This is a genomic window from Mesorhizobium sp. WSM1497 (assembly GCF_001672455.2).
Classification (GTDB): domain Bacteria; phylum Pseudomonadota; class Alphaproteobacteria; order Rhizobiales; family Rhizobiaceae; genus Mesorhizobium; species Mesorhizobium ciceri.
Map to the genome: position 1 here is coordinate 471747 of NZ_CP021070.1, position 21340 is coordinate 493086.

26 protein-coding genes are annotated in these 21340 nt (G+C 63.0%); 10 read left to right on the forward strand and 16 right to left on the reverse strand.

Annotated features, from left to right (window positions below):
• Positions 1-12: 12 nt before the first annotated feature.
• The 3 genes from A9K65_RS02170 to A9K65_RS02180 form a co-directional block, all read right to left on the reverse strand.
• Entirely contained in the window at positions 13-588 is a 576-nt protein-coding gene (locus A9K65_RS02170; protein ID WP_013528302.1) for a YceI family protein, read from the reverse strand.
• Between the two features lie 69 nt (positions 589-657).
• On the reverse strand, positions 658-1230 hold the full coding sequence (locus A9K65_RS02175) for a cytochrome b (protein ID WP_064992869.1): 573 nt from the start codon (positions 1228-1230) through the stop codon (positions 658-660).
• 236 nt (positions 1231-1466) lie between these two features.
• Entirely contained in the window at positions 1467-2357 is an 891-nt protein-coding gene (locus A9K65_RS02180; RefSeq protein WP_064992868.1) for a LysR family transcriptional regulator, read from the reverse strand.
• Between the two features lie 96 nt (positions 2358-2453).
• Here A9K65_RS02180 and A9K65_RS02185 point away from each other — a divergent pair, with 96 nt between their 5' ends.
• A complete protein-coding gene (locus A9K65_RS02185; RefSeq protein WP_064992867.1) occupies positions 2454-3449 on the forward strand; it encodes an aldo/keto reductase in 996 nt (331 codons plus the stop codon).
• Positions 3450-3560: 111 nt separating this feature from the next.
• On the opposite strand, the gene A9K65_RS02190 is transcribed toward A9K65_RS02185, so the two are convergent.
• From A9K65_RS02190 to infC, 8 genes are all read right to left on the reverse strand, one after another.
• Positions 3561-4163, reverse strand: coding sequence for a nucleotidyltransferase family protein (locus A9K65_RS02190; protein WP_064992866.1), 603 nt, complete (start codon positions 4161-4163; stop codon positions 3561-3563).
• 40 nt (positions 4164-4203) lie between these two features.
• Positions 4204-6612 carry a phenylalanine--tRNA ligase subunit beta gene (pheT, locus tag A9K65_RS02195; RefSeq protein WP_064992865.1) on the reverse strand — a complete coding sequence of 803 codons (2409 nt, stop codon included), beginning with the start codon at positions 6610-6612 and terminating at the stop codon, positions 4204-4206.
• Entirely contained in the window at positions 6609-7031 is a 423-nt protein-coding gene (locus A9K65_RS02200) for a GFA family protein (protein ID WP_064992864.1), read from the reverse strand. The genes pheT and A9K65_RS02200 overlap by 4 nt, the downstream gene beginning before the upstream one ends.
• Positions 7028-8125 (reverse strand): phenylalanine--tRNA ligase subunit alpha, encoded by a 1098-nt coding sequence (gene pheS, locus A9K65_RS02205; RefSeq protein WP_064993027.1) that lies wholly within the window; start codon positions 8123-8125, stop codon positions 7028-7030. The genes A9K65_RS02200 and pheS overlap by 4 nt, the downstream gene beginning before the upstream one ends.
• A 153-nt stretch (positions 8126-8278) precedes the next feature.
• Positions 8279-8680 carry a 50S ribosomal protein L20 gene (gene rplT / locus A9K65_RS02210; RefSeq protein WP_013528310.1) on the reverse strand — a complete coding sequence of 134 codons (402 nt, stop codon included), beginning with the start codon at positions 8678-8680 and terminating at the stop codon, positions 8279-8281.
• A 93-nt stretch (positions 8681-8773) separates the two neighbouring features.
• Complete coding sequence (gene rpmI / locus A9K65_RS02215; RefSeq protein WP_006201248.1) at positions 8774-8977, reverse strand: 50S ribosomal protein L35; 204 nt, start codon at positions 8975-8977, stop codon at positions 8774-8776.
• A 181-nt stretch (positions 8978-9158) separates the two neighbouring features.
• Positions 9159-9806 (reverse strand): isoprenylcysteine carboxylmethyltransferase family protein, encoded by a 648-nt coding sequence (locus A9K65_RS02220; protein WP_013528311.1) that lies wholly within the window; start codon positions 9804-9806, stop codon positions 9159-9161.
• A 163-nt stretch (positions 9807-9969) separates the two neighbouring features.
• The gene (infC, locus tag A9K65_RS02225; protein WP_013528312.1) at positions 9970-10506 is read right to left on the reverse strand and encodes a translation initiation factor IF-3; all 537 of its coding nucleotides are present in this window, start codon (positions 10504-10506) and stop codon (positions 9970-9972) included.
• Positions 10507-10726: 220 nt separating this feature from the next.
• Here infC and A9K65_RS02230 point away from each other — a divergent pair, with 220 nt between their 5' ends.
• The 4 genes from A9K65_RS02230 to A9K65_RS02245 all read left to right on the forward strand — a co-directional run bounded on the left by A9K65_RS02230 (position 10727) and on the right by A9K65_RS02245 (position 14097).
• Positions 10727-11497, forward strand: coding sequence for an alpha/beta hydrolase (locus tag A9K65_RS02230; protein WP_027161018.1), 771 nt, complete (start codon positions 10727-10729; stop codon positions 11495-11497).
• Positions 11497-12639, forward strand: coding sequence for a benzoate/H(+) symporter BenE family transporter (locus tag A9K65_RS02235; RefSeq protein ID WP_013528314.1), 1143 nt, complete (start codon positions 11497-11499; stop codon positions 12637-12639). The genes A9K65_RS02230 and A9K65_RS02235 overlap by 1 nt, the downstream gene beginning before the upstream one ends.
• A gap of 117 nt (positions 12640-12756) precedes the next feature.
• Positions 12757-13239, forward strand: coding sequence for a DUF2852 domain-containing protein (locus tag A9K65_RS02240; RefSeq protein ID WP_063169787.1), 483 nt, complete (start codon positions 12757-12759; stop codon positions 13237-13239).
• A 99-nt stretch (positions 13240-13338) separates the two neighbouring features.
• The gene (locus tag A9K65_RS02245; RefSeq protein ID WP_013528316.1) at positions 13339-14097 is read left to right on the forward strand and encodes a M48 family metallopeptidase; all 759 of its coding nucleotides are present in this window, start codon (positions 13339-13341) and stop codon (positions 14095-14097) included.
• Between the two features lie 5 nt (positions 14098-14102).
• Here A9K65_RS02245 and A9K65_RS02250 read toward each other — a convergent pair whose 3' ends face one another.
• The gene (locus A9K65_RS02250; protein WP_013528317.1) at positions 14103-14321 is read right to left on the reverse strand and encodes a hypothetical protein; all 219 of its coding nucleotides are present in this window, start codon (positions 14319-14321) and stop codon (positions 14103-14105) included.
• Between the two features lie 112 nt (positions 14322-14433).
• Here A9K65_RS02250 and A9K65_RS02255 point away from each other — a divergent pair, with 112 nt between their 5' ends.
• From A9K65_RS02255 to A9K65_RS02275, 5 genes are all read left to right on the forward strand, one after another.
• A complete protein-coding gene (locus A9K65_RS02255) occupies positions 14434-15093 on the forward strand; it encodes a phosphoribosylanthranilate isomerase (RefSeq protein ID WP_064992863.1) in 660 nt (219 codons plus the stop codon).
• 91 nt (positions 15094-15184) lie between these two features.
• On the forward strand, positions 15185-16435 hold the full coding sequence (trpB, locus tag A9K65_RS02260; RefSeq protein WP_013528319.1) for a tryptophan synthase subunit beta: 1251 nt from the start codon (positions 15185-15187) through the stop codon (positions 16433-16435).
• Positions 16436-16437: 2 nt separating this feature from the next.
• A complete protein-coding gene (gene trpA / locus A9K65_RS02265; protein WP_027161022.1) occupies positions 16438-17277 on the forward strand; it encodes a tryptophan synthase subunit alpha in 840 nt (279 codons plus the stop codon).
• A gap of 101 nt (positions 17278-17378) precedes the next feature.
• Positions 17379-18305, forward strand: a complete 927-nt coding sequence (gene accD, locus A9K65_RS02270) for an acetyl-CoA carboxylase, carboxyltransferase subunit beta (protein WP_013528321.1) — start codon at positions 17379-17381, stop codon at positions 18303-18305.
• Positions 18306-18423: 118 nt separating this feature from the next.
• Positions 18424-19749, forward strand: a complete 1326-nt coding sequence (locus A9K65_RS02275; protein ID WP_064992862.1) for a folylpolyglutamate synthase/dihydrofolate synthase family protein — start codon at positions 18424-18426, stop codon at positions 19747-19749.
• A gap of 64 nt (positions 19750-19813) precedes the next feature.
• Here A9K65_RS02275 and A9K65_RS02280 read toward each other — a convergent pair whose 3' ends face one another.
• The 4 genes from A9K65_RS02280 to trxA all read right to left on the reverse strand — a co-directional run bounded on the left by A9K65_RS02280 (position 19814) and on the right by trxA (position 21314).
• A complete protein-coding gene (locus A9K65_RS02280) occupies positions 19814-20227 on the reverse strand; it encodes a type II toxin-antitoxin system VapC family toxin (RefSeq protein WP_013528323.1) in 414 nt (137 codons plus the stop codon).
• The gene (locus A9K65_RS02285) at positions 20224-20472 is read right to left on the reverse strand and encodes a type II toxin-antitoxin system VapB family antitoxin (RefSeq protein ID WP_084015535.1); all 249 of its coding nucleotides are present in this window, start codon (positions 20470-20472) and stop codon (positions 20224-20226) included. The genes A9K65_RS02280 and A9K65_RS02285 overlap by 4 nt, the downstream gene beginning before the upstream one ends.
• Before the next feature lie 108 nt (positions 20473-20580).
• On the reverse strand, positions 20581-20862 hold the full coding sequence (locus tag A9K65_RS02290) for a cupin domain-containing protein (RefSeq protein ID WP_013528325.1): 282 nt from the start codon (positions 20860-20862) through the stop codon (positions 20581-20583).
• A 128-nt stretch (positions 20863-20990) separates the two neighbouring features.
• On the reverse strand, positions 20991-21314 hold the full coding sequence (trxA, locus tag A9K65_RS02295; protein ID WP_013528326.1) for a thioredoxin: 324 nt from the start codon (positions 21312-21314) through the stop codon (positions 20991-20993).
• Positions 21315-21340 lie beyond the last annotated feature (26 nt).

Below are 21340 nucleotides of genomic sequence, written 5' to 3' on the forward strand. Positions count from 1 at the left end.
CCAATGACGAGGTCAGCCCCTTTTGCCGGTCAGCGTCATGTCGAAGTCGACGATGTTGGAATAGATCGGCGTGCCGACATCCATGCCGTAGCGCGACCTCAGCACCTTGCCGGTGACATGGAATTTGATCATGCCGGCCTTGAGACCGCCGAGCTCGGCCGTGAATTTTTCCGGGAACGTCTTGCCGCGCGCCGTCAGCCGGCCGCTGACCAGAGCCGTGGTGTCGCTGGTTCGGGTCACGCTGGTAGAGCGGAACTGGATTTCCGGGCTGTTGGCGGCATCAAACACCGCGTCGGAGCGCAGGAAGGCATCGATACGGCCCTGGCCGGTGCCGACGCTTTCGGGAAAAATGGTGAAATTGACAGCTGAGCGCCCGACATCGCTGTTGTCGATGCGGATCGAGCCCTTGAAGCGGGCGAAGGTGCCATTGAGGCCGCCGCCGCCGACCTTGCCGATGGAGAAGCGGATGCTGGAGCTGGCCGGGCTGATCGAATAGCTGCCGGCGGCGTCACCCAGCGCGACGGCCGCAGAAACAGGCATGGCAAGGCAAGCGGCGACCGCCGCAAATCCGAGGATGCGCGTGTACATGGGGATGTTCCTTGTTGGAGGCAGCGCATTTCTTGCGCCCTCACTCCATGAACGAATGAACCGCTCGCTCTATTCCGAATTTGACGAAGGCGTGACCATGCGCGTGAGCACGCCATCCCTGAGCTGGAAATGATGCCGCAGCGCCGCCGCGACGTGGAGAGTCACAAGCGTCATGCCGGCATAGGCGAGATACCAATGTGCCGCCGCCCAGAAGCTCTCGGCACCATCCGATTCGGCCAGCGGCAGGTTCGGCATGACGAACAGGTTGAACGGCAGGCTGGGGATCTCCAGCATCGAGACCGACACCAGCGCCCAGCCGGACAAGGGCAAGGCAAGCTGAAACGCGTAGAGCGCAAGATGGGCCAACGGTGCTGCTCGACGCTCCAGGGTTCCGACCGAGCGCGGCAGCGCCGGCGTTGCATTGCCAAGGCGCCAGGCGATGCGCAGCAACACAAGCCCGAGCAGCAGGAAGCCGAAGGATTTGTGCAGTTGGATCAGCTCGAAGGCGGTGCGCTGGCTGGTCAGCCGCACCATGACGAAGCCGAGCCCGAACTGGCCGATGAAAACGAGCGCAATCAGCCAGTGGAGAAGGATCGCGCCCCAGCCATAGCGGGTGGCGCTGTTGGTGATCGATGTTTGCATGGGGAGTGAACGAATGTTGGTTCGGCTTTCTTCCAGCGCGCTTCACCCTCCCCCTTGTGGGGAGGGTCGCGCAGCAAATGCCGCGAAGCGGCTTTTGCGAAGCGGGTGGGGGTCTGGTAGGGCGCTACCCACCCCGTCCCTCAGCCGACCTACCGGGGCGAGCCGCCGATCTCGCCCGTCCTTCGGACTCCCATCAGGGCCCTCCGGAGGGCCACAAGGGGAGGGGCGAGCCCGCTCTATCCACTCACCTTGAAGAAATCGACAAACGCCCGGAGCGCCGGGCGCATTTGCCGGCGGCTCGGATAATAGACGAAGAAGCCGTCGAAGGAGGGGCACCAGTCCTCCAGCACACGGATCAGCCTGCCGTCGGCGAGCGGCGCGCGGACATAATCCTCAAAGACGAAGGCGAGCCCAGCGCCGTCGACCGCCGCCTGGGCGATCAAATGGTCCTCGTCGAGGATCAGCGGTCCCTCCACCGCCATCTCGATCGCCTCGCGGCCTTTCTCGAACTCCCAGCGGTAGAGGATGCCGCTGGAGAAGCGGAAGCGGATGCAGCGGTGGTCAGCCAGGTCGCGCGGGTGACGCGGCTTGGGGTTGACCTCGAAATAGACCGGGGCGCCGACCACCGCGCCGCGAAGGTCCGGCCCGATGCGCACCGCGATCATGTCGCGCTGCAGGCTCTCGCCTAGCCTGACGCCAGCATCGAAGCCCCCTTCCACCACGTCGGTGAAACGGTCCTCGATGACGATCTCCAGCACGATATCGGGATAGGTCGACGCAAAGGCGCCCAACCGTGGCGTCAGCGCCAAATGGGCTGCGGTGCGCGGCACGGTCAGGCGCAGATTGCCGGCCGGCCGGTCGCGCGTCTCGATTGCCGTCTCCAGCGCCAGATCGATCTCCGACAGCGCCGGTCGCAGCCGTTCCAGCAACTGCGCACCTTCTTCGGTCGGCGCGACGCTGCGTGTGCTGCGCGCCAGCAGCCGAACGCCAAGCCGCGCCTCTAGGCTGGACACCGCATGGCTGACCGCCGAAGGCGCGATGGCCAATTCCCTGGCCGCGCCGCGAAAGCTGCCGCATTGGGCAACGGTTGCCAGCACGGCCAGTTGGGAAAGATGCGCGCGATTCATTGATCTATCTTTTAGAACAGCCCGTGCAAATGAGAGCCGATTATCGAACACAAGGCAAGGCGCTATTTCTGCCGCATCGCAACAAGGAGACGCGTTATGCAAACCCGCAAGCTAGGAACTGAATTGAACGTCTATCCCGTCGGCCTCGGCTGCATGGGCATGAGCTTCGCCTATGGCGGCCAGGCGGAAGCCGACGCAATCGCCACGCTGCACCGCGCCATCGATATCGGCGTCAATTTCTTCGACACGGCGGAGGTCTATGGCCCGTTCGAGAACGAGATCCTGCTCGGCAAGGCGCTGAAGTCCGCGCGTGACAAGGTGACGATCGCGACAAAATTCGGCTTCAGGATTTTGGAGGAAGGTACAGGCCTCGACCGCATGGCCGGCGTCGACAGCCGCCCCGAGCACGTCAAGGCGGTCGCCGAGGCGTCGCTGAAGCGGCTGGGCACGGATGTGATCGACCTCTACTACCAGCACCGTGTCGACCCCAACGTGCCGATCGAGGACACGGTCGGTGCCATGGCCGAGTTGGTGCGCGAGGGCAAGGTGCGCGCGCTCGGCCTGTCGGAGGCGAGTGCGGCGACCATCCGCCGGGCCCATGCCGTGCATCCAATTGCTGCCGTGCAGAGCGAATATTCGCTGTGGAGCCGCGACCCGGAAGACGAGGTGTTCGCCGTCTGCCGCGAACTCGGCATCGGTTTTGTTCCCTACAGCCCGCTCGGCCGTGGCCTGCTGACCGGCACGATCGCCAAGCCCGAGGCGCTGAGCGACGACGACTGGCGCCGGACCTTGCCGCGCTTCCAGGCCGAGGCGATGGAAGCCAACGCCGCTGTCATCGCGACGCTGGAAAAGCTGGCAGCTGAAAAGGGGGTAACTTCGGCCCAACTGGCGCTGGCCTGGGTGCTGCACCAGGGCGATTTCATCGTGCCGATCCCCGGCGCGAGAAGGATACGCCATCTGAAGCAGAATGCGGCGGCTGCCGGGATCGCGCTGAGCGCGGTCGAGGTGCAGGCGATTGGTGACGCGCTGTCGCCCGACAAGGTGGTCGGTAGGCGCTATGCGGAGAAGGAGCTGACGCTGGTCAATGGTTGAAAACTGGTGAGTAATCGGAAGGGGCGCCGCGCGCCCCTTTTTCGTACGCAGCGCGGTGCAGAAGGTGGGGACGCTGACGTGAAGCGCCCCCCCTCTGCCCTGCCGACATTTTTACCAAGGCTCGACACTAATCTCCGGCCAATTCTCCCTTGCACGCTTACCCTTCGCCTCATGCGTGCGCTGATTGTCCATCACCCGGTTCGGCGTGATGCGAAACGAGAAAATGTCGTCAAGACCAAACGGTGCCACGATCTCGAGCTGCCCGTCAGCGTCGTATCGAACCCCGACGGCGTGCGTCTTCGAGGCAAAATGGCTGACGGATTCGCGGGCGCTCGAATAGCGCGGGCACGGCCGTCCGAACTTCTGCGGATACCACAGATGCACCCGCGCCTGGTTGCGCACCTCGACCGGCAACGCCAGCCCCTCGAAATGCTTCTCCGCCCGGCGGATCACCGCGTCCTCGGCCTCATAGGACAGGTCGCTGTCATCGAAGTAGAAAAGATCAACATCCTTGATGCCGTAGCCCGACGGTTTGCCGGTCAGGTGGTTCCAGATGCTGTTGTAGAGAGCGCCGGATACCACCAGCCAGTCCGGCAGGTCGAGCGTGCGAGCCCGCGCCACCGCGTCGCATAACAGCGGGTCGGCAGACACGATGGCGAGAAACGCCGCGCGCTGTTCTTCAAGGGGAAGGCCGGAATACCGCAGATGGTCCATCGCCCTTTGGAGGGCGATTCGCCATCTGCTCGCAAGTTTTTTAGCCCCGCAGAACGCCCCCGGTCTGCTTGCCGACATTCTCGATGATGCGCTTGGCCAGTGCCTCGAAATCCTCGTCGGTGAGCGTCTTTTCGACCGGCTGGATCGACACTTCGATGGCAATCGATTTTTTGCCCTCGCCCAGCGAAGCGCCTTCGAAAATATCGAAGACCGAGACGGCGGTGATGAGCTTCTTGTCGGCGGCGAGCGCTGCGCGCACCAGCGTGCCGGCCTCGACCGCCTTGTCGACGACGAAAGCGAAATCGCGCTTGACCGCCTGGAAGGGCGACAGTTCCAGTTTCGGCTTGGTTTTCGTCGGCTTGGCCTTCGGTTCAGGCACGCCATCGACGAAGACTTCAAAGCCGCACAGCGGGCCGGAAACATCGAGGCCCTCCAGCGTCTTCGGATGGAATTCACCGAAAGTGCCGAGTACGGTTTTCGGGCCGAGCTTGATCGTGCCGGAACGGCCGGGATGATACCAGGCCGGGCCGCCGGCCTCGATCTGCAGCCGGTCGACAGGCGCACCGCAGGCTTCAAGTGCGGCGATCGCATCGGCCTTGGCGTCGAACACGCCGACCGGGCCGGAATTGCCGGCCCAGTTGCGGCCGGAACCGTCGAGCTTGGCGGTGCCGCGACGCACGCCGGCGGCGACGCGCCGCTGCTGGTCGGCGCCGTCGCCCTCATAAGTGCCCGACACTTCGAACAGCGCCACGTCGCCAATACCCTTGTCGGCGTTGCGCTGGGCAGCCGCGATCAGCCCCGGCAGCAGCGAGGGCCGCATGTCGGACATGTCGGCGGCGATCGGGTTGGCGAGCTTCAGCGCGGTCTGGCCGCCGCCGAACAGCTCGGCGTGCTTGGCCGGAATGAACGACCAGGTAACGGCTTCCATCATGCCGCGCACGGCAAGCGCGCGCTTGGCCGTGCGGGTACGGACCTGCAGCGTGGTGAGGATCTTTGCATTGACCGCGTCATGCGCACCGAGCGGCTGCGGCGCGATGTTGTCGACACCGTGGATGCGCATGACCTCCTCGACCAGGTCTGCCTTGCCATCGACGTCGGGGCGCCAGGACGGCACGGCGACATCGACGACATCGCCCGAGCCCTCCGGCTTGAAGCCGAGGCGCGACAGGATGTCGAGGCTTTCCGCGCTGGGAACTTCGATGCCGGTCAGCCGCTTCACTTCCGAAAGCGGGAAGGAAACGATCTTCGGCGTGTGACCGGCATAACCGACGACCTCCATTTCGGTCGGCGTGCCGCCGCAGAAATCGAGCACCAGTTTCGTCGCCAGTTCGACGCCCGGAACCATGAATTCGGGGTCGACGCCGCGCTCGAAACGGTAGCGCGCGTCGGTAATGATGCCGAGCGTGCGGCCGGTGCGCGCCGTGGTGATCGGATCCCAAAGGGCGGATTCGATCAGCACATCTGAGGTGTTCTCGTCGCAGCCCGAATGCTCGCCGCCCATGACGCCGGCGATCGACTCGACGCCGTTGTCATCTGCGATGACGCACATTTCCGGCGTCAGCGTGTATTCGCGGCCGTCGAGCGCCTGCACCTTTTCACCATCGCGCGCGCGGCGCACGACGAGATTGCCGGCAACCTTGCTGGCGTCGAACACATGCAGCGGGCGGCCGCGGTCGAAGGTGACGTAGTTGGTGATGTCGACCAGTGCGCTGATGGGTCTCAGCCCAATGGCGATCAGCCGCTGCTGCAGCCATTTTGGCGAGGGTCCATTCTTGACGCCCTTGACCAAGTTGAGCGCGAAGCCGGGGCAAAGCTCCGGCGCTTCGATCGTCACCTTGATCGGACACATGCCATTGCCGACATGCGGCATGATGGCGCCGCCGACGAGGCGGCCAAGCCCGCTCGCCGCCAGATCCCTGGCGATGCCGTAGACGCTGGTGGCATCCGGCCGGTTCGGCGTCAAGTTGATCTCGATGACCGGATCGTCGATGTGCGCATAGGCGGCGAAGCTGGTGCCGACCGGCGCATCCTCAGGCAGGTCGATGATGCCATTGTGTTCGTCGGACAGCTCCAGCTCGCGCTCGGAACACATCATGCCGTGGCTTTCGACGCCCCTGATCTTGCCGACCGTCAGCGTTACGTCGATGCCGGGCACATAGGTGCCGGGCGCGGCAAAGGCGCCGATCAGGCCCGCGCGAGCGTTTGGCGCGCCGCAAACGACCTGCACCGGAGGCTTGCCGTCGCCGGTGTCGACGGTCAGCACGCGCAGCCGGTCGGCATCGGGATGCTGAACGGCCGTCAGCACCCTGGCGATGACGAATGGTTTCAGGCTCGACTTGTCGTCGACATGCTCGACTTCGAGACCGATCGAAGTCAGCCGCTCGACGATCTCGTCGAGCGTGGCGTCGGTCTCGAGGTGGTCCTTGAGCCAGGAGAGGGTGAATTTCATGGGACTGTTCCGTCTGGTCTTTTGACGCTTGATTTCAGATGTCTCGGCAGGTCGTCGGACATATGCAGGAAGGCAAGCTGCTCGCCGATATGGGCATGCAGCGTCGGCTGGAAATCGGCCGGCATGTCCATGGCGCCGAGCATGAAGTAGATGTCTTCTTCCAGCCGCTCGTCGACATAGGCGATGGGTGAGCCGCAGGTGCCGCAGAAAGAGCGCGTCACCGGGCCGTTCTCATACATCTTCAGCGCCTTGCCGGTGAACGCGACCTGATCGACCAGGAAGCCGACAAAGGCCGACACCGGCGCGCCGCTGGCCCGCCGGCAATCGCCCCAATGGCAGTAGCTGACGTGATGCGGTTCGGCAGAGGCCTCGAACCGCACGGCGCCGCAGCGGCAGCCGCCGGCATAGGGCGCTGTCATGCGCTCAGGCCTCCGAACAAAGTCGGCATGTCGAGCGGCCGGAAGCCGTAATGCGACAGCCAGCGCACGTCTGCATCGAAGAAGGCGCGCAGGTCCGGCATGCCGTATTTCAGCATGGCGATGCGGTCGATGCCCATGCCCCAGGCAAAACCCTGATATTCGTCCGGATCGAGACCGCCATGGCGCAGCACGTTGGGATGCACCATGCCACAGCCGAGGATCTCCATCCAATCGGAGCCTTCGCCGAAGCGCACTTCGCCGGGCCGCGAGCGATCGCACTGGATGTCAACCTCGAGGCTTGGCTCGGTGAACGGGAAGAAGGACGGCCGGAAGCGCATCTTGACCTGCGGCACCTCGAAGAAGGCCTTGCAGAACTCCTCCAGCACCCATTTCATGTTGGCAACGTTGGCCGTCTTGTCGATCACCAGCCCCTCGACCTGATGGAACATCGGCGAGTGGGTGGCGTCCGAATCCTGCCGGTACGTCTTGCCAGGAATGACGATGCGGATCGGCGGCTTCTTCGTTTCCATGGTGCGGATCTGCACCGGCGAAGTGTGCGTGCGCAAAAGCTTGCGCTCGCCCTTCTCGTCCGGCTGGAAGAAGAAGGTGTCGTGCATCTCGCGCGCCGGATGGCCTTCGGGGAAATTCAGCGCGGTGAAATTGTAATAGTCGGTCTCGATGTCGGGACCTTCCGCGATGGAAAACCCGAGGTCGCCGAAGATCGCGGCAATCTCGTCGATGACCTGGCTGATCGGATGGATACGGCCGCGCTCGGCCGGCGACTGCCGCACCGGCAACGTCACGTCGACCTTTTCGGCGGCGAGGCGGGTGGTGATCGCCACATCCTTGAGCTCAGCCTTGCGGGCAGTCAGCGCGTCGGTGACGCGGTTCTTGAGGCCGTTGATGGCCGGGCCTTTGATCTGGCGCTCCTCGGCGGTCATGGCGCCAAGTGTCTTCAGCATCTCGGACACGCTGCCCTTCTTACCGAAAGCAGCGATGCGCACGGCCTCGATGGCCGGCTCATCGGCGGCCGAGGCGATCTCGGCCAGAAGTGAGTTTTCAAGCGTATCCAGGCCAGTGGTTGCGTCGTTCACGGTCAAACTCGCTGCGTTGGGAGGTCGGCCTCAAAGTGAAAGTCACTCCTAAAGTGAAATCACTCCAAGGATCAGGCAAAAGAAAAACCCGCGCCAGCCGTGCCAGCGCGGGTTCCCCAAATCAGAATTGCGAATGCTTGGGAAGCGCTGGTCTTAGGCGACAGCGCTTTCAAAAGCGTTCGGCGTGGTGTTCTTCAGATATTCGAGCGCCACCTTGGCCTTGGCGACCAGGGCCGCGAAAGCCTGCGGCTCGTGGATGGCCATGTCCGACAGGATCTTGCGATCGATCTCGATGCCCGACTTGTTGAGGCCGTCGATGAAGCGGCCATAGGTCAGGCCATGCTCGTGGGTCGCGGCGTTGATACGCTGGATCCACAGCGCGCGGAAGGAGCGCTTGCGGTTCTTGCGGTCGCGGTAAGCGTATTGCAGCGACTTTTCCACCGCCTGCTTGGCGATGCGGATGGTGTTCTTGCGGCGGCCGTAGAAGCCTTTCGCGGCTTTCAGGACCTTCTTGTGCTTGGCGTGCGAAGTGACGCCTCTTTTTACGCGTGCCATGTCATGATCTCCTTAAAAGCAATTCCAGGAAAAGTGCCTTGCGGTTTTCCGTTCGGAATTGCGTAAAACAAATGCGTGTCCGGACCGAATGCCTTAGAGGCCGTTCGGCAGAAAATTCTTGATGACCTTCTTGCCATCCGGTTCAGCCAGAACCATCGTGCCGCGGGCATTTCGAATGAACTTGTTGGAACGCTTGATCATGCCGTGACGCTTGCCGGCCGCAGCCGACAGGACTTTACCCGTACCTGTGATCTTGAACCGCTTCTTGGCGGCCGATTTGGTCTTCATCTTGGGCATTTTGCTACTCCGTATTGTTGGCGCACTATCGCGCTTCTTGTTCGCTTCAGGCCGACCAAAGCCCGAAAAGCAAATGAAACCGCCACGGCATGCCCTGCCGGGCGGTTTTCTTGAACGGCGGTGCTATACGTCAAAGACGGCCCGCGCGCAACACCTGTGGAGATGCGGCGCTGTGTCCTCGTCAGGGCAGCGTGAACCAGACCGGCAACATGCCTGACAGCTGGGCGCCGTCGATCAATTCGAAGGCCGGCAGCGCGATCAGAAACACCAGGCCGTCGAGCAGCGTGGTCAACAGCAGGCGCGGCTTGAAGTTTCCGGTATCGCCCTCCTGGTAGAGCGACAGTTTTGGGAAGAAGCGCGGCACCCGCGCCAGATAGGCCTGATACGGCGCGCCGAGCGCTTCCTTGAGGAACTTCTCCTCGCGCAGGATGACGATATGGAACGCCCCCGCGCACAAAAGCCCGAAGAGGATGATACCGGAGAACGAACCGATCTGCGCGCCGACACCGGCTGCGGCTACGGTCGAGAACACATAGAGCGGGTTGCGAGTGATCGAGTAAGGCCCGCCAGTCACCACCTCGGACGATTTGCGCCCGCCTATGTAGAGTGTCGCCCAAAGGCGGCCCACGATGCCGAGGAAAATCAGCAGCACGCCGAACATTTCGATCGTCTCGTGCACGGCTGTGTCGGGCGGAAACGTCGATTGGCCAAATAGCAATGCTGCAAACAGCACGACCACGAGAACGGCAAGCACTATCCGGCGCATATGCTGGTAATTGCCCAGCCCGTGTTTGAAGTCCACGTCCGAAACCTTGACTTCATCGACCATAGTGAATCCGATCGTCAGGAATTTTGCCGGCGATCGCAGCGTCTGAACAAGAAGAAGGCGTCCCGCCGATCGCCGGGACGCCTTGCGATGTGATTCAGGCGGATTTAAGCGCGATGGCCAAGCCTGACGTCATCGTGATCCTAGATACGCGCCGATGCAGATCTTAGCGCGGCGACAGCACCATCATCATCTGGCGGCCTTCGAGCTTCGGTTCCGCTTCGACCTTGGCAATCGTCGCCACTTCCTCGCGGACCTTGTTCAGAAGCTGCATGCCGAGTTCCATATGCGCCATCTCGCGGCCACGGAACCGCAGCGTCAGCTTGACCTTGTCGCCTTCCTCGAAGAAGCGGCGAACCGCCTTCATCTTGGTCTCGTAGTCATGGCTGTCGATGTTCGGGCGCATCTTGATCTCCTTGATCTCGATGACCTTCTGGTTCTTGCGCGCCTCGGCCGCCTTCTTCTGGTTGGCGTATTTCAACTTGCCGAGATCAAGGATCTTGACGACGGGGGGCACCGCGTTGGGCGATATCTCGACGAGATCGAGCCCGGCCTCTTCGGCCAGCAGCAATGCGTCGTTGATGGAAACATCGCCGCGGTTCTGGCCTTCGGCGTCGATAAGCTGGACCCGGGGAACCCGGATGTCACGGTTGGAGCGCGGGCCATCCTTGGTCGGCGCCGCTGCTTTGAAAGGTCTGCGAATGGTCGTGGTCTCCTTGGCCGTTTCGTTCAGGATTTGTCAGTGTTGATGCATGGACGCGCCAATGTGGTGAGCGCGCGGGCGGAGTCAATAGCACAGCATTGACAGAAAATCACCCTGATCGCTGCCCTGCACCAAACAAAGAACATAGTGAGCACTTTTCGCCACGCCACCGACCGTGCCACAAGAATCCCGCGCCAGAAGAGGGCCTGAGGAAAAAGCCATGACCGCAACGCCCCCCGTCTTTATGGATGTCGATGGATCGCGCATCGCGGTGCGCCATACTGCTGGCTCTGCGCCCGGCATCGTCTGGCTCGGCGGCTACAAGTCGGACATGCTGGGCGCGAAGGCGCAGACGCTGTCGGACTGGGCGGCAAAAGAAGGCCGCGCCTTTCTGCGCCACGATTATTCCGGCCATGGCGAATCCGGCGGCGCCTTTGCCGACGGCACGATTTCGACATGGCTTGCACAAAGCCTTGCCGTGTTCCGGCATTTCACCAAGGGCAAACAGATCCTGGTCGGCTCCTCGATGGGCGCCTGGATCGCGCTGCGCATGGTGCAGGAATTGCGCAAGGCTGATGACAGCAACGTCGCCGGCCTGGTCCTGCTGGCGCCGGCACCGGATTTTACCGCTGAACTGATCGAACCGGTGCTGACCAAGGCGCAGAAGCGCGATCTCGCCAAAAAAGGTTTCTTCGAAGAGCCGTCGGACTATTCCACGGAACCCTACATCTACACCCGCGCCCTGATCGAGGACGGGCGCGACAACCTGACAATGACAGGCCCGATCGACACCCATTGCCCGGTGCATATCCTGCAGGGCCTGGCCGATGCGGATGTGCCGGCAAGCCATGCACTGAAGCTGGTCAGCCTGCTGCCCGCCGACGACGTGACCCTGTCGCTGATCCCTGACGGCGACCATCGCCTGTCGCGACCGCAGGATCTCGACATGCTGGTGCGGGCCGTCGATGCGATGGCGCAGAGGGGAAACTGATGCGCCTTTCCATTCCGATATCCGCCTTCGTCGCGGCGATCGTCGGCTTCGGCGGCACGCTGGCCATCGTCATCGCCGCCGCCAACGCAGTCGGCGCGACGCAGATCGAGACGGCAAGCTGGGTGACGACGATCTGCCTGGCCATGGCGATCGAGAGCCTGTGGCTGTCATGGCGCACGAAAATGCCAGTCATCACCGCCTGGTCGACGCCGGGCCTGGCGCTGATCGCGGCATCGAGCGGCTTTTCGATGGGTGAGGCCGTCGCCGCCTTCATCGTCACCGGCGTCCTTCTGATCGCCACCGGGCTGTTTCGGCCCCTGACGAAGCTGATCTCGAGAATACCGCCTTCCGTCGCCTCGGGCATGCTGGCCGGTATCGTCGTCACCTTCGCGCTCAATGCGGTGAAGACCATTCCCATCGACCCGTGGCTGATCCTGCCGCTGATTGCAGCCTTCTTCGTCATCCGCCTGTTCAACCCGGCGCTGTCGGTGCTGGCGGTGCTGATCGGCGGTGGCCTTGCCGCTTTCCTCACCGGCCGTGTCGGCGGCCTGCCGACACCGGAACTGTCGACGCTGACGCTGATTGCGCCTGATTTCACCGCCAAGGCGGTGATCGGGCTGGCACTGCCGCTCTATCTCGTCACCATGGCTTCCCAGAACCTGTCCGGCCTCGCCGTGCTGCGCGCCGCCGGCTACCATCCGGAGCCCGGCCCGCTGATCGGCGTCACCGGCCTGTTTTCGCTGCTGTCGGCGCCGTTCGGCGGCTCGACCACCAATCTGGCGGCGATCTCGGCCGCGATCTGCACCGGGCCGGACGTCCACCCCGACCCCGCCGAGCGCTGGAAGACCGGGCCGTTCTATGCGCTCGCCTATCTCATCTTTGCGATTTTCGGCGCTTCGCTGGTGGCGATCTTCGCGGTGCTGCCACAGAGCCTGATCGTACTGGTGGCGGGCCTGGCGCTGATGGCGTCGCTCGCCAACGCGCTTTCTATCGCGCTGAAGGAAGAGGCGGATCGCATGGCCGCCACCGTCACCTTTGTCGTCACCGCGTCGGGTCTGACGCTGTTCGGCGTTGGCGCCGCATTCTGGGGCCTGATTGCCGGGCTGGTCGTGCTTTTCCTCGATATGATCAAAAAGCGATAAACATTTCAGATGCTTGTCCGGATTTGGCGGACATTGTCTTGAATCGCCGTTTTTCTCTTCCCATTTCGATTCCACGCAGCCGGGTTTGGCTGTCTCCAACCGAAGGAATGGGAGAAAATGAACACATCCGCATTGATCCGTCCGGCCTGGACGCCGGCAACCATCGCGTTGATGGTTGTGGGTTTCATGGTGTTCTGGCCACTCGGCTTCGCCATGCTCGCCTACATCATCTGGGGCGACCGCCTCGATGGCTTCAAGCGTGACGTCAACCGCGCGACCGACGGCATCTTCGCCGGTTGCCGCCGCGGTTCCGACAAGGCCGCGCGCTGGGGCAATGGTTCCGCCCGCACCGGCAACGTCGCTTTCGACGACTGGCGCGAAAAGGAACTTGAGCGGCTGAACGAAGAGCGCCGCAAGCTCGACGAGATGCTGACCCAGTTCGACGAATACGCCCGCGAATTGCGCCGCGCCAAGGACCAGGACGAGTTCGACCGCTTCATGGCCAACCGCAACAAGTCGACGGCGCCGACGAAGACCGATCCGAGCACCGGAACGACGACCACCAAGCGTGGCAAGGGTTCGAACCTGCTTGACGACTGAGATCCGGCGACTGGTCACATCGTGAAAAACGGCGTCGCGCGAGCGGCGCCGTTTCTTTTTTGTTCTAGTCGTTTTTCTCGAATCGCGTATCGTCCCGCCATGACTCTCGGCTTCTTTCGCAATCTGACAAAGCCCAAGCCCACGCCTGTCGTGGAGCGCGAATATTGCGTCGCCGGTCGCACGCTGCCGCTCAAGATCGTCGAGAGCGCCAGGGCGCGCCGAATGACGCTGCGTATCGATTCAGGCGGCCAGGGCCTGCGCATCACCGTGCCGCCAGGCCTGCGCCGCGGCGAAGTGGACAGGTTCCTCGAGCGGCATCAGGACTGGCTGGAGCAGCGACTGGCCAAGGTGCCGACGCGGCCGCAGGTGCGGCCCGGCATCAGGATCCCGGTGCGCGGCGTGCCGCACCGCATCGTCCATGAACCGTCAAAGCGCGGCACCGTCACCGTGTCGCGCGACGAACGTGGTCCGCTCTTGATCGTGCATGGCGACCGCATTCATCTGCCGCGCCGCCTCGCCGATTTCCTCAAGCGCGAGGCCAAGAAGGAAATCGAGAAGCTGGTGGCCAAGCACACCGAGGCGCTTGGCAAGCGCGCCAAGGCGATCCGCTTCAAGGACACGTCAAGCCGCTGGGGGTCATGCACCTCCGAAGGCAATCTGTCCTTTTCCTGGCGCATCATGATGGCGCCGTCGCCGGTCATCAACTATCTCGTCGCGCATGAAGTGGCGCATCTCAAGGAGATGAACCACGGCCCGAAATTCTGGAAACTGTGCGAAAAGCTCTGCCCCGACACCGATCGCTGCAAGGACTGGCTGAAGCGCAATGGCGGTGCGCTGCAGGCGATCATGTTCGAGTAGATCGCTCAATCGTCGTTGGCGGCGTTCAAGTCTTCGGGCCGCAACCCCTCATCGCCATGATGCGGCCACGGCAGGAAATTGCCGTCGAACTCATCGCCGCCGAAATAGTCGAGCGCGCGGTGCGCCTCGGCGCCATTGAAGGCGGCCTTGTCGATCAGGTGCGCGATGACCTCGCGCGCCTGCGCAATCTTCTGCCTGAGTTCGGCTACGGTTCTGTCGGCCATGATCGTGCTCCCGCCTTGCGTCCTGTCCATCCATAGGTAGCGCCTTTGGCCGTGCCGGCAAACAGCATGCTTTTTCTCGACTCTTATCGCTTTTCATGCCAATTCCCGCGCCATGGCACTCGACATCAAAATCTGCGGCTTGAAGACCGACGCGGCAATGGCCGCGGCGCTGGCTGGCGGCGCCAACCATGTCGGGTTTATCTTCTTCGCCAAAAGCCCGCGCTATGTCGAACCTGCCGAGGCTGGCCGTCTGCGCGAGGCCGCGCGCGGCAAGGCGATGGCGGTTGCCGTCACCGTCGATGCCGGCGACGCCTTCCTGGATGAAATCGTTGCCAAAATGCAGCCCGACATGCTGCAGCTGCACGGCGCGGAAACGCCCGAGCGCGTCGCCGAGGTCAAAGCCCGCTATGGCCTGCCGGTGATGAAGGCGCTGCCGCTCAGCGAGGCCGCCGATCTCGAACGAATGAAGCCATTCATCGGCATAGCCGACCGGTTCCTGTTCGACGCCAAGCCGCCGAAAGGCTCCGAACTGCCGGGCGGCAATGGTGTTGCCTTCGACTGGCGCATTCTCGCCGGCCTTGACGGCGGCGTCGATTACATGCTTTCCGGTGGGCTCAACGCCGCCAATATCGGCGATGCCCTTCGGCTTGCCAACCCGCCTGGAATCGACATTTCTTCAGGCGTGGAAAGCGCACCGGGCGTCAAGGATCCGGCGCTGATCGAACAGTTTTTCCGGGCCGTCAGGGCCGCGCGGAACACCCGCGCAGCCTAGTGGTGCCTCAAACCAGAGCATGTCCCGGAAAAGTGGGAACCGGTTTTCCGACAAGGACATGCCTCATAGTCAAGATGCCAGGAGATCGGCGATGAACAAGCCGGCGACACCCAATTCCTTCCGCACCGGGCCCGACGAACAGGGCATGTTCGGCATTTTCGGCGGTCGTTTCGTTGCCGAAACGCTAATGCCGCTGATCCTCGATCTGGAGCGGCACTGGAACGAGGTCAAGAACGATGCGGATTTCAGGGCTGAGCTGACTGACCTGTCGACCCACTATGCCGGACGGCCGTCGAAGCTTTATTTCGCCGAAGGCCTCACGAAGCATCTTCGTGAGGTTTCCTCGGCCAGGGGCCTCGCGGGCGGCGCGAAGGTCTACTTCAAGCGGGAGGATTTGAACCACACCGGTTCGCACAAGATCAACAACTGCCTCGGCCAGATCCTGCTGGCCAAGCGCATGGGCAAGAAGCGCATCATCGCCGAGACCGGCGCCGGCCAGCACGGCGTGGCCTCGGCCACGGTTGCGGCCCGCTTCGGCTTTCCCTGCGTCGTCTACATGGGCGCCACAGACGTTGCCCGGCAAAGCCCGAACGTCTTCCGCATGAAGCTGCTCGGCGCCGAAGTGCGCCCGGTGACCGCCGGCCACGGCACGCTGAAGGACGCCATGAACGAGGCGTTGCGCGACTGGGTCACCAATGTCGAGGACACCTATTACCTGATCGGCACCGCCGCCGGCCCGCATCCCTATCCGGAGCTGGTGCGCGACTTCCAGTCGGTGATCGGCATCGAGGCGCGGGCACAGATCCTCGAGCAGGAAGGCCGGCTGCCCGACACCATCATCGCCGCTGTCGGCGGTGGTTCGAACGCCATCGGCCTGTTCCATCCCTTCCTCGACGACAAGGAGGTCCGCATCATCGGCATCGAAGCCGGCGGTCGCGGTCTCGACGGCATCGAGCATTGCGCCTCGATGAATGCCGGCGCGCCGGGCGTGCTGCATGGCAACCGCACCTATCTCCTGCAGAATTCCGACGGCCAGATCATGGACGGCCATTCGATCTCGGCCGGCCTCGACTATCCCGGCGTCGGGCCGGAGCATTCCTGGCTGCGCGATTCAGGCCGGGTCGAATACGTGCCGATCCTCGATGACGAGGCGCTGGAGGCTTTCAAGCTGACGACGCGCGTCGAAGGCATCATCCCGGCGCTGGAATCGGCGCACGCCATCGCGCATGCGGTGAAGATCGTGCCTGCCATGGACAAGGATCAGATCGTCATCGTCAACCTGTCCGGCCGTGGCGACAAGGACGTGCACACGGTGGCCAGCATGCTGGGCATGGAGATCTGATCATGGCCACCCGCATCGACCGCCGCATGGCGAAGCTCAGGACCGAAGGCCGCCCGGCGCTCGTCACCTATTTCATGGGCGGCGACCCCGACTACGATACCTCTTTGTCGATCATGAAGGCGTTGCCGGGCGCAGGTTCCGATATCATCGAGCTCGGCATGCCGTTCTCCGATCCGATGGCCGACGGCCCGGCGATCCAGGCGGCGGGCTTGCGGGCGCTGAAAGGCGGCCAGACGCTGGCCAAGACGCTGAAGATGGCGGCCGACTTCCGCGCTGGCGACAATGAAACGCCGATCGTGCTGATGGGCTACTACAATCCGATCTACATCTATGGCGTCGACCGCTTCCTCAAGGACGCGATCGCCAGCGGCATCGACGGGCTGATCGTCGTCGACCTGCCCCCGGAGATGGACGAGGAACTGTGCATTCCGGCATTGAAAGCCGGCATCAACTTCATCCGGCTGGCGACGCCGACGACCGACGACAAACGCCTGCCCAAGGTGCTGCAGAACACGTCGGGCTTCGTCTATTACGTGTCGATGACCGGCATCACCGGCTCGGCGCTGGCCGACACCGGCAAGGTGGCGGCGGCGGTCAAGCGCATCAAGGGCCACACCGACCTGCCGGTCTGCGTCGGCTTCGGCGTCAAGACCGCCGAGCAGGCCCGGGTGATCGGCGCCAATGCCGACGGCGTCGTCGTCGGCACCGCGATCGTCAATGCGGTGGCCAATGTGCTGGGGCCGAAGGGCGAGAAGACCGCCGATCCGGCCGAGGCCGTCGCCACGCTGGTCAGCGGCCTAGCGCAAGGCGTGCGCTCGGCCCGCCTTGCTGCTGCCGAATAGTTTCCCTACGTCAGGTCTTGTGCATGCCGTTATCCCAGAACCGGTTCCCACTTTTGGGCGACATGCATTAGCAACTCTTCGTCAGGACAGGAGCCGAAGCGATGAACTGGATCACCAATTACGTTCGCCCGAAGATCAATTCGATGCTCGGCCGGCGCACCGACATGCCCGAGAATCTCTGGATCAAGGATCCGGAGACCGGCGAGATGGTGTTCCACAAGGACCTGGAATCGAACCAGTTCGTCATTCCCTCGTCCGGTCATCACATGAAGATCTCGGCCAAGGAGCGGCTGAAATTCTTCTTCGATGGCGGCAAATACGAGACCCTGGACAACCCGAAGGTGATGCAGGATCCGCTGAAATTCCGCGACGAGAAGCGCTATGTCGACCGGTTGAAGGACGCCAAGGCCAAGACCGGCCTTGAGGACGCGATCATCAATGCGCTGGGCACCGTCGAGGGTCTGCCGGTTGTGGTTACGGTGCAGGACTTCGCCTTCATGGGCGGTTCGCTCGGCATGGCCGCCGGCGACGCCATCGTGCACGGCTTCGAAGTGGCCCTGCAGCGCAAGCGGCCGCTGATCCTGTTTGCCGCTTCCGGCGGCGCCCGCATGCAGGAAGGTATTTTGTCCCTGATGCAACTGCCGAGGACAACGGTCGGTGTCGACCGGCTGAAGGAAGCCGGCCTGCCCTACATCGTCGTTTTGACCAACCCGACCACGGGCGGCGTGACCGCCTCCTACGCCATGCTGGGCGACGTGCACATCGCCGAGCCCGGCGCGCTGATCGGCTTTGCCGGACCGCGCGTCATCGAACAGACGATCCGCGAGAAACTGCCCGATGGCTTCCAGCGCTCCGAATATCTGATGGAGCACGGCATGGTCGACATGGTCGTATCCAGGCTGGAAATGCGTGAAACGATCGCGCGCCTGCTCAAGATGCTGCTCAAGCTGCCGGAAGAGCAAAAAACGCTGGAGCCGGAAATCCTGCCGCCGGCGGTGGTTGCCGCGGAAGCTCGGCCGCAAGCCTGAAGCGACACGAAGCGCCGCGACCGCGATTGCACGAGGGCTTCGGCGCGCTGTAGCCTTTGATTGCCATGGCCATCCGAAACCGATTCTGGTTTTCAGGCTCATGCGCTAGGATTCCACCATGACGACGCTTGCCGCCGACCGCGAAATCGAAGCCCTGATGGCGCTTCATCCGAAAGGCTTCGACCTTTCGCTCGACCGCATTTCGCGGCTGCTGGAGCGGCTTGACAATCCGCAGGACCGGCTGCCCCCGGTCATCCACATCGCCGGCACCAACGGCAAAGGTTCGTGCGCAGCCTTTTCACGCGCCCTGCTCGAGGCTGCGGACTACCGCGTCCATGTCCATACCTCGCCGCATCTGGTCAACTGGCATGAGCGTTACCGGCTGGCCGCCGATGGCGGCGGCAGGCTGGTCGAGGACAGGGTTTTCGCCGATGCCATTGCCCGTGCCGCCAGGGCCAATGAAGGCGAGAAGATCACCGTCTTCGAGATCCTCACCGCCGTCACCTTCCTGTTGTTTTCCGAACACCAGGCCGACGCCGCCATCATCGAGGTCGGGCTCGGCGGCCGCTTCGACGCGACCAATGTCGTCAAGGAGCCGGCCGTGTCGGTAATCATGCCGGTGTCGCTCGACCATGAGGCCTATCTCGGCGACCGTGTCGAACTGATCGCGGCCGAAAAGGCCGGTATCATCAAGCCCGGCTGTCCGGTGGTCATCGGCGCGCAGGAAAGCGAGACGGCGCTGCAGGTGCTGATCGAAACCGCCGAGCGGCTTGAATGCCCCACCTTCGTCTACGGCCAGGACTTCCTTGCCTTCGAGGAGAACGGCCGCATGGTCTACCAGGACGAAGACGGCTTGATGGACCTGCCACCGCCCAGGCTGCCCGGCCGCCACCAGTTCGCCAATGCGGCGGCGGCGATCGCCGCGGTCAAAGCGGCCGGTTTCGAGATCAGCCATCGCGCCGCCGAAAAGGCGATGGTCAATGTCGCCTGGCCCGGCCGCATGCAGAAGCTCGTGCAGGGCCGGCTGGCCGAACTGGCACCCAAGGGCGCCGATATCTGGCTCGACGGTGGCCACAATCCGGGCGCCGGCGTGGTGGTTGCCGAAGCGCTGGCCGAGCAGGAAGAGAAGAACCCGCGTCCGCTGTTCCTCATCTCGGGCATGATCAACACCAAGGACCAGAGCGGCTATTTCCGTGCCTTCAAGGGCCTCGCCCGGCATGTCTACACGGTGCCGGTGAGCCTCAGCGAGGCCGGCGTGCCGAACGACGAACTGGCGATCCGCGCAACGGAAGCCGGGCTGACCGCCGAGCCGGTGAGTTCCGTCGCCAGCGCGCTGATGCTGCTGCGCGACACCTGGGACGGCCCGTCGCCACGCATCCTGATCAGCGGTTCGTTGTATCTGACCGGAGCGGTGCTGGCCGAGAACGGCACCCCGCCGACCTGAAGCAGGCGACTATTCATGCCTTGGGTGGCTGCGGCGGCTGAGGCCGAACCTTGGCTTTCGACCTTCAGAAATCCCACGGTGAGATCAGATCAAGGCTGGTGGTGCCAAAGTCGCTGAGATTGCGCGTTGCCAGCCGGCCACCGTTCACGCGCGCTATCGCCGCAATCATGCCATCGGGGGCTGACATACCGCGACCTTGGCGTGTCGCGGCCCCCATGATCTCGCCGTAAGCCAAGGCAGCATCTTCAGTCAGTCCAAAAATCCGGCCGGCAAATCGATGGCGCCACCGGGAAAGTCCCTGCTCCAGCCGATCGGCACGCTCATCAGGCCGTATTTTTTGGATGCCGAAGGCGATTTCAGCAATCGTCACTGTGGGAAGGGCCAGTTCAGCGTCATTGCGGACAAGCCATGCCAGGACAGCTTGGTCCGGCGCCTTCTTCAGACTCTCCGAAATCACGTTGGTATCGACGAAAATCAAAGCTCAAGTCCCGAATGAACCTGGCGGCCTTCGCGAATGATCTTTTCCAGATCGATGTCGGCGCCATGGTCTGCAGTCAAGCTGGCATAGAAGGTGGAAGCAGGTTCACGGCCAGCTTCACGAATTTCGTAGGATTCGAGCGCACGTTCGACCACATCGGCTATCGAACGATTTTCACGACGAGCAAGTCTATGAGCCAGGTCGCGTGCTTTTGCGCTTCGGACTGAGAGTTGTGGTTCGGCCATTTCGAACTCCCTTTTAGAACGGATATAGGCCGATCCACTGCTGCCATCAAGGTGGCAGTTGATGGCGTGCCATCACGCGGTGGATTTCCAGCGCATTGATAGGCGACGTTACTTCAGCTCGATCTCGATAAAGGCGTATTCGCCTTCATTGGCGTTGATGACGTCGTGCTCTACGCCCTCCTTGCGGAAATAGGGCGCGCCCTTCTTCATCTCGGCGAAGGATTCGCCGTCCTTGGTCAACAGCTTCACCTTGCCGTCCATCAGCGGCACGACGACGTAGTCGTGGCCGTGGCGATGCCAGCCGGTGTTCTCGCCCGGCGCGAAGCGGTATTCGGTGACGATGACACGCTCGTTGTCGATGAAGACGGTGGCCTTGGCGGATCCGGTCATGGGGTTCTCCTGTCTGCCTCGAGCAGATGACATGGAGTGCCCGGACGCGAGGGCCAGAGCCACGCACCGATGACGCCAACAAAAAGCCCGGCGCGAGGCCGGGCTTGATATCAGGAATTTCAGATGGGTCAGGCGAGGTTGCCATTGATCCAGTGCGACAGCGCGGTCTTCGGCGCGGCACCGACCTTCATGTCGGCCATTTCGCCGCCCTTGAAGATCATCAGCGTCGGGATCGAGCGCACGCCGAACTGGGCGGCAAGCTCCGGATTCTCGTCGATGTTGAGCTTGGCGATCTTGACCTTGGCGCCAAGTTCGGTGGCGATATCTTCGAGCGCCGGCGCAATCATCTTGCAGGGACCGCACCATTCCGCCCAGAAATCGACGACGACCGGTACGTTGGCGTCAAGCACGTCAGCCTGGAAGTTGCTCTTGTCGACCTTCACGGTTGCCATATGGAAAAATCCTTTTGAAAGTTTTT

Coding starts and splice junctions, on each gene's coding strand:
- trpB (WP_013528319.1), top strand. CDS start 15,185: ATGAACAAGCCGGCGACACCCAATTCCTTCCGCACCGGGCCCGACGAA.
- accD (WP_013528321.1), top strand. CDS start 17,379: ATGAACTGGATCACCAATTACGTTCGCCCGAAGATCAATTCGATGCTC.
- A9K65_RS02285 (WP_084015535.1), bottom strand. CDS start 20,472: ATGGCCGAACCACAACTCTCAGTCCGAAGCGCAAAAGCACGCGACCTG.
- A9K65_RS02235 (WP_013528314.1), top strand. CDS start 11,497: ATGCGCCTTTCCATTCCGATATCCGCCTTCGTCGCGGCGATCGTCGGC.
- A9K65_RS02275 (WP_064992862.1), top strand. CDS start 18,424: ATGACGACGCTTGCCGCCGACCGCGAAATCGAAGCCCTGATGGCGCTT.
- pheT (WP_064992865.1), bottom strand. CDS start 6,612: ATGAAATTCACCCTCTCCTGGCTCAAGGACCACCTCGAGACCGACGCC.
- A9K65_RS02290 (WP_013528325.1), bottom strand. CDS start 20,862: ATGACCGGATCCGCCAAGGCCACCGTCTTCATCGACAACGAGCGTGTC.
- A9K65_RS02240 (WP_063169787.1), top strand. CDS start 12,757: ATGAACACATCCGCATTGATCCGTCCGGCCTGGACGCCGGCAACCATC.
- A9K65_RS02185 (WP_064992867.1), top strand. CDS start 2,454: ATGCAAACCCGCAAGCTAGGAACTGAATTGAACGTCTATCCCGTCGGC.
- A9K65_RS02190 (WP_064992866.1), bottom strand. CDS start 4,163: ATGGACCATCTGCGGTATTCCGGCCTTCCCCTTGAAGAACAGCGCGCG.
- trxA (WP_013528326.1), bottom strand. CDS start 21,314: ATGGCAACCGTGAAGGTCGACAAGAGCAACTTCCAGGCTGACGTGCTT.
- A9K65_RS02250 (WP_013528317.1), bottom strand. CDS start 14,321: ATGGCCGACAGAACCGTAGCCGAACTCAGGCAGAAGATTGCGCAGGCG.
- A9K65_RS02175 (WP_064992869.1), bottom strand. CDS start 1,230: ATGCAAACATCGATCACCAACAGCGCCACCCGCTATGGCTGGGGCGCG.
- A9K65_RS02170 (WP_013528302.1), bottom strand. CDS start 588: ATGTACACGCGCATCCTCGGATTTGCGGCGGTCGCCGCTTGCCTTGCC.
- A9K65_RS02245 (WP_013528316.1), top strand. CDS start 13,339: ATGACTCTCGGCTTCTTTCGCAATCTGACAAAGCCCAAGCCCACGCCT.
- A9K65_RS02180 (WP_064992868.1), bottom strand. CDS start 2,357: ATGAATCGCGCGCATCTTTCCCAACTGGCCGTGCTGGCAACCGTTGCC.
- rpmI (WP_006201248.1), bottom strand. CDS start 8,977: ATGCCCAAGATGAAGACCAAATCGGCCGCCAAGAAGCGGTTCAAGATC.
- A9K65_RS02220 (WP_013528311.1), bottom strand. CDS start 9,806: ATGGTCGATGAAGTCAAGGTTTCGGACGTGGACTTCAAACACGGGCTG.
- rplT (WP_013528310.1), bottom strand. CDS start 8,680: ATGGCACGCGTAAAAAGAGGCGTCACTTCGCACGCCAAGCACAAGAAG.
- trpA (WP_027161022.1), top strand. CDS start 16,438: ATGGCCACCCGCATCGACCGCCGCATGGCGAAGCTCAGGACCGAAGGC.
- A9K65_RS02255 (WP_064992863.1), top strand. CDS start 14,434: ATGGCACTCGACATCAAAATCTGCGGCTTGAAGACCGACGCGGCAATG.
- A9K65_RS02230 (WP_027161018.1), top strand. CDS start 10,727: ATGACCGCAACGCCCCCCGTCTTTATGGATGTCGATGGATCGCGCATC.
- A9K65_RS02200 (WP_064992864.1), bottom strand. CDS start 7,031: ATGACAGCGCCCTATGCCGGCGGCTGCCGCTGCGGCGCCGTGCGGTTC.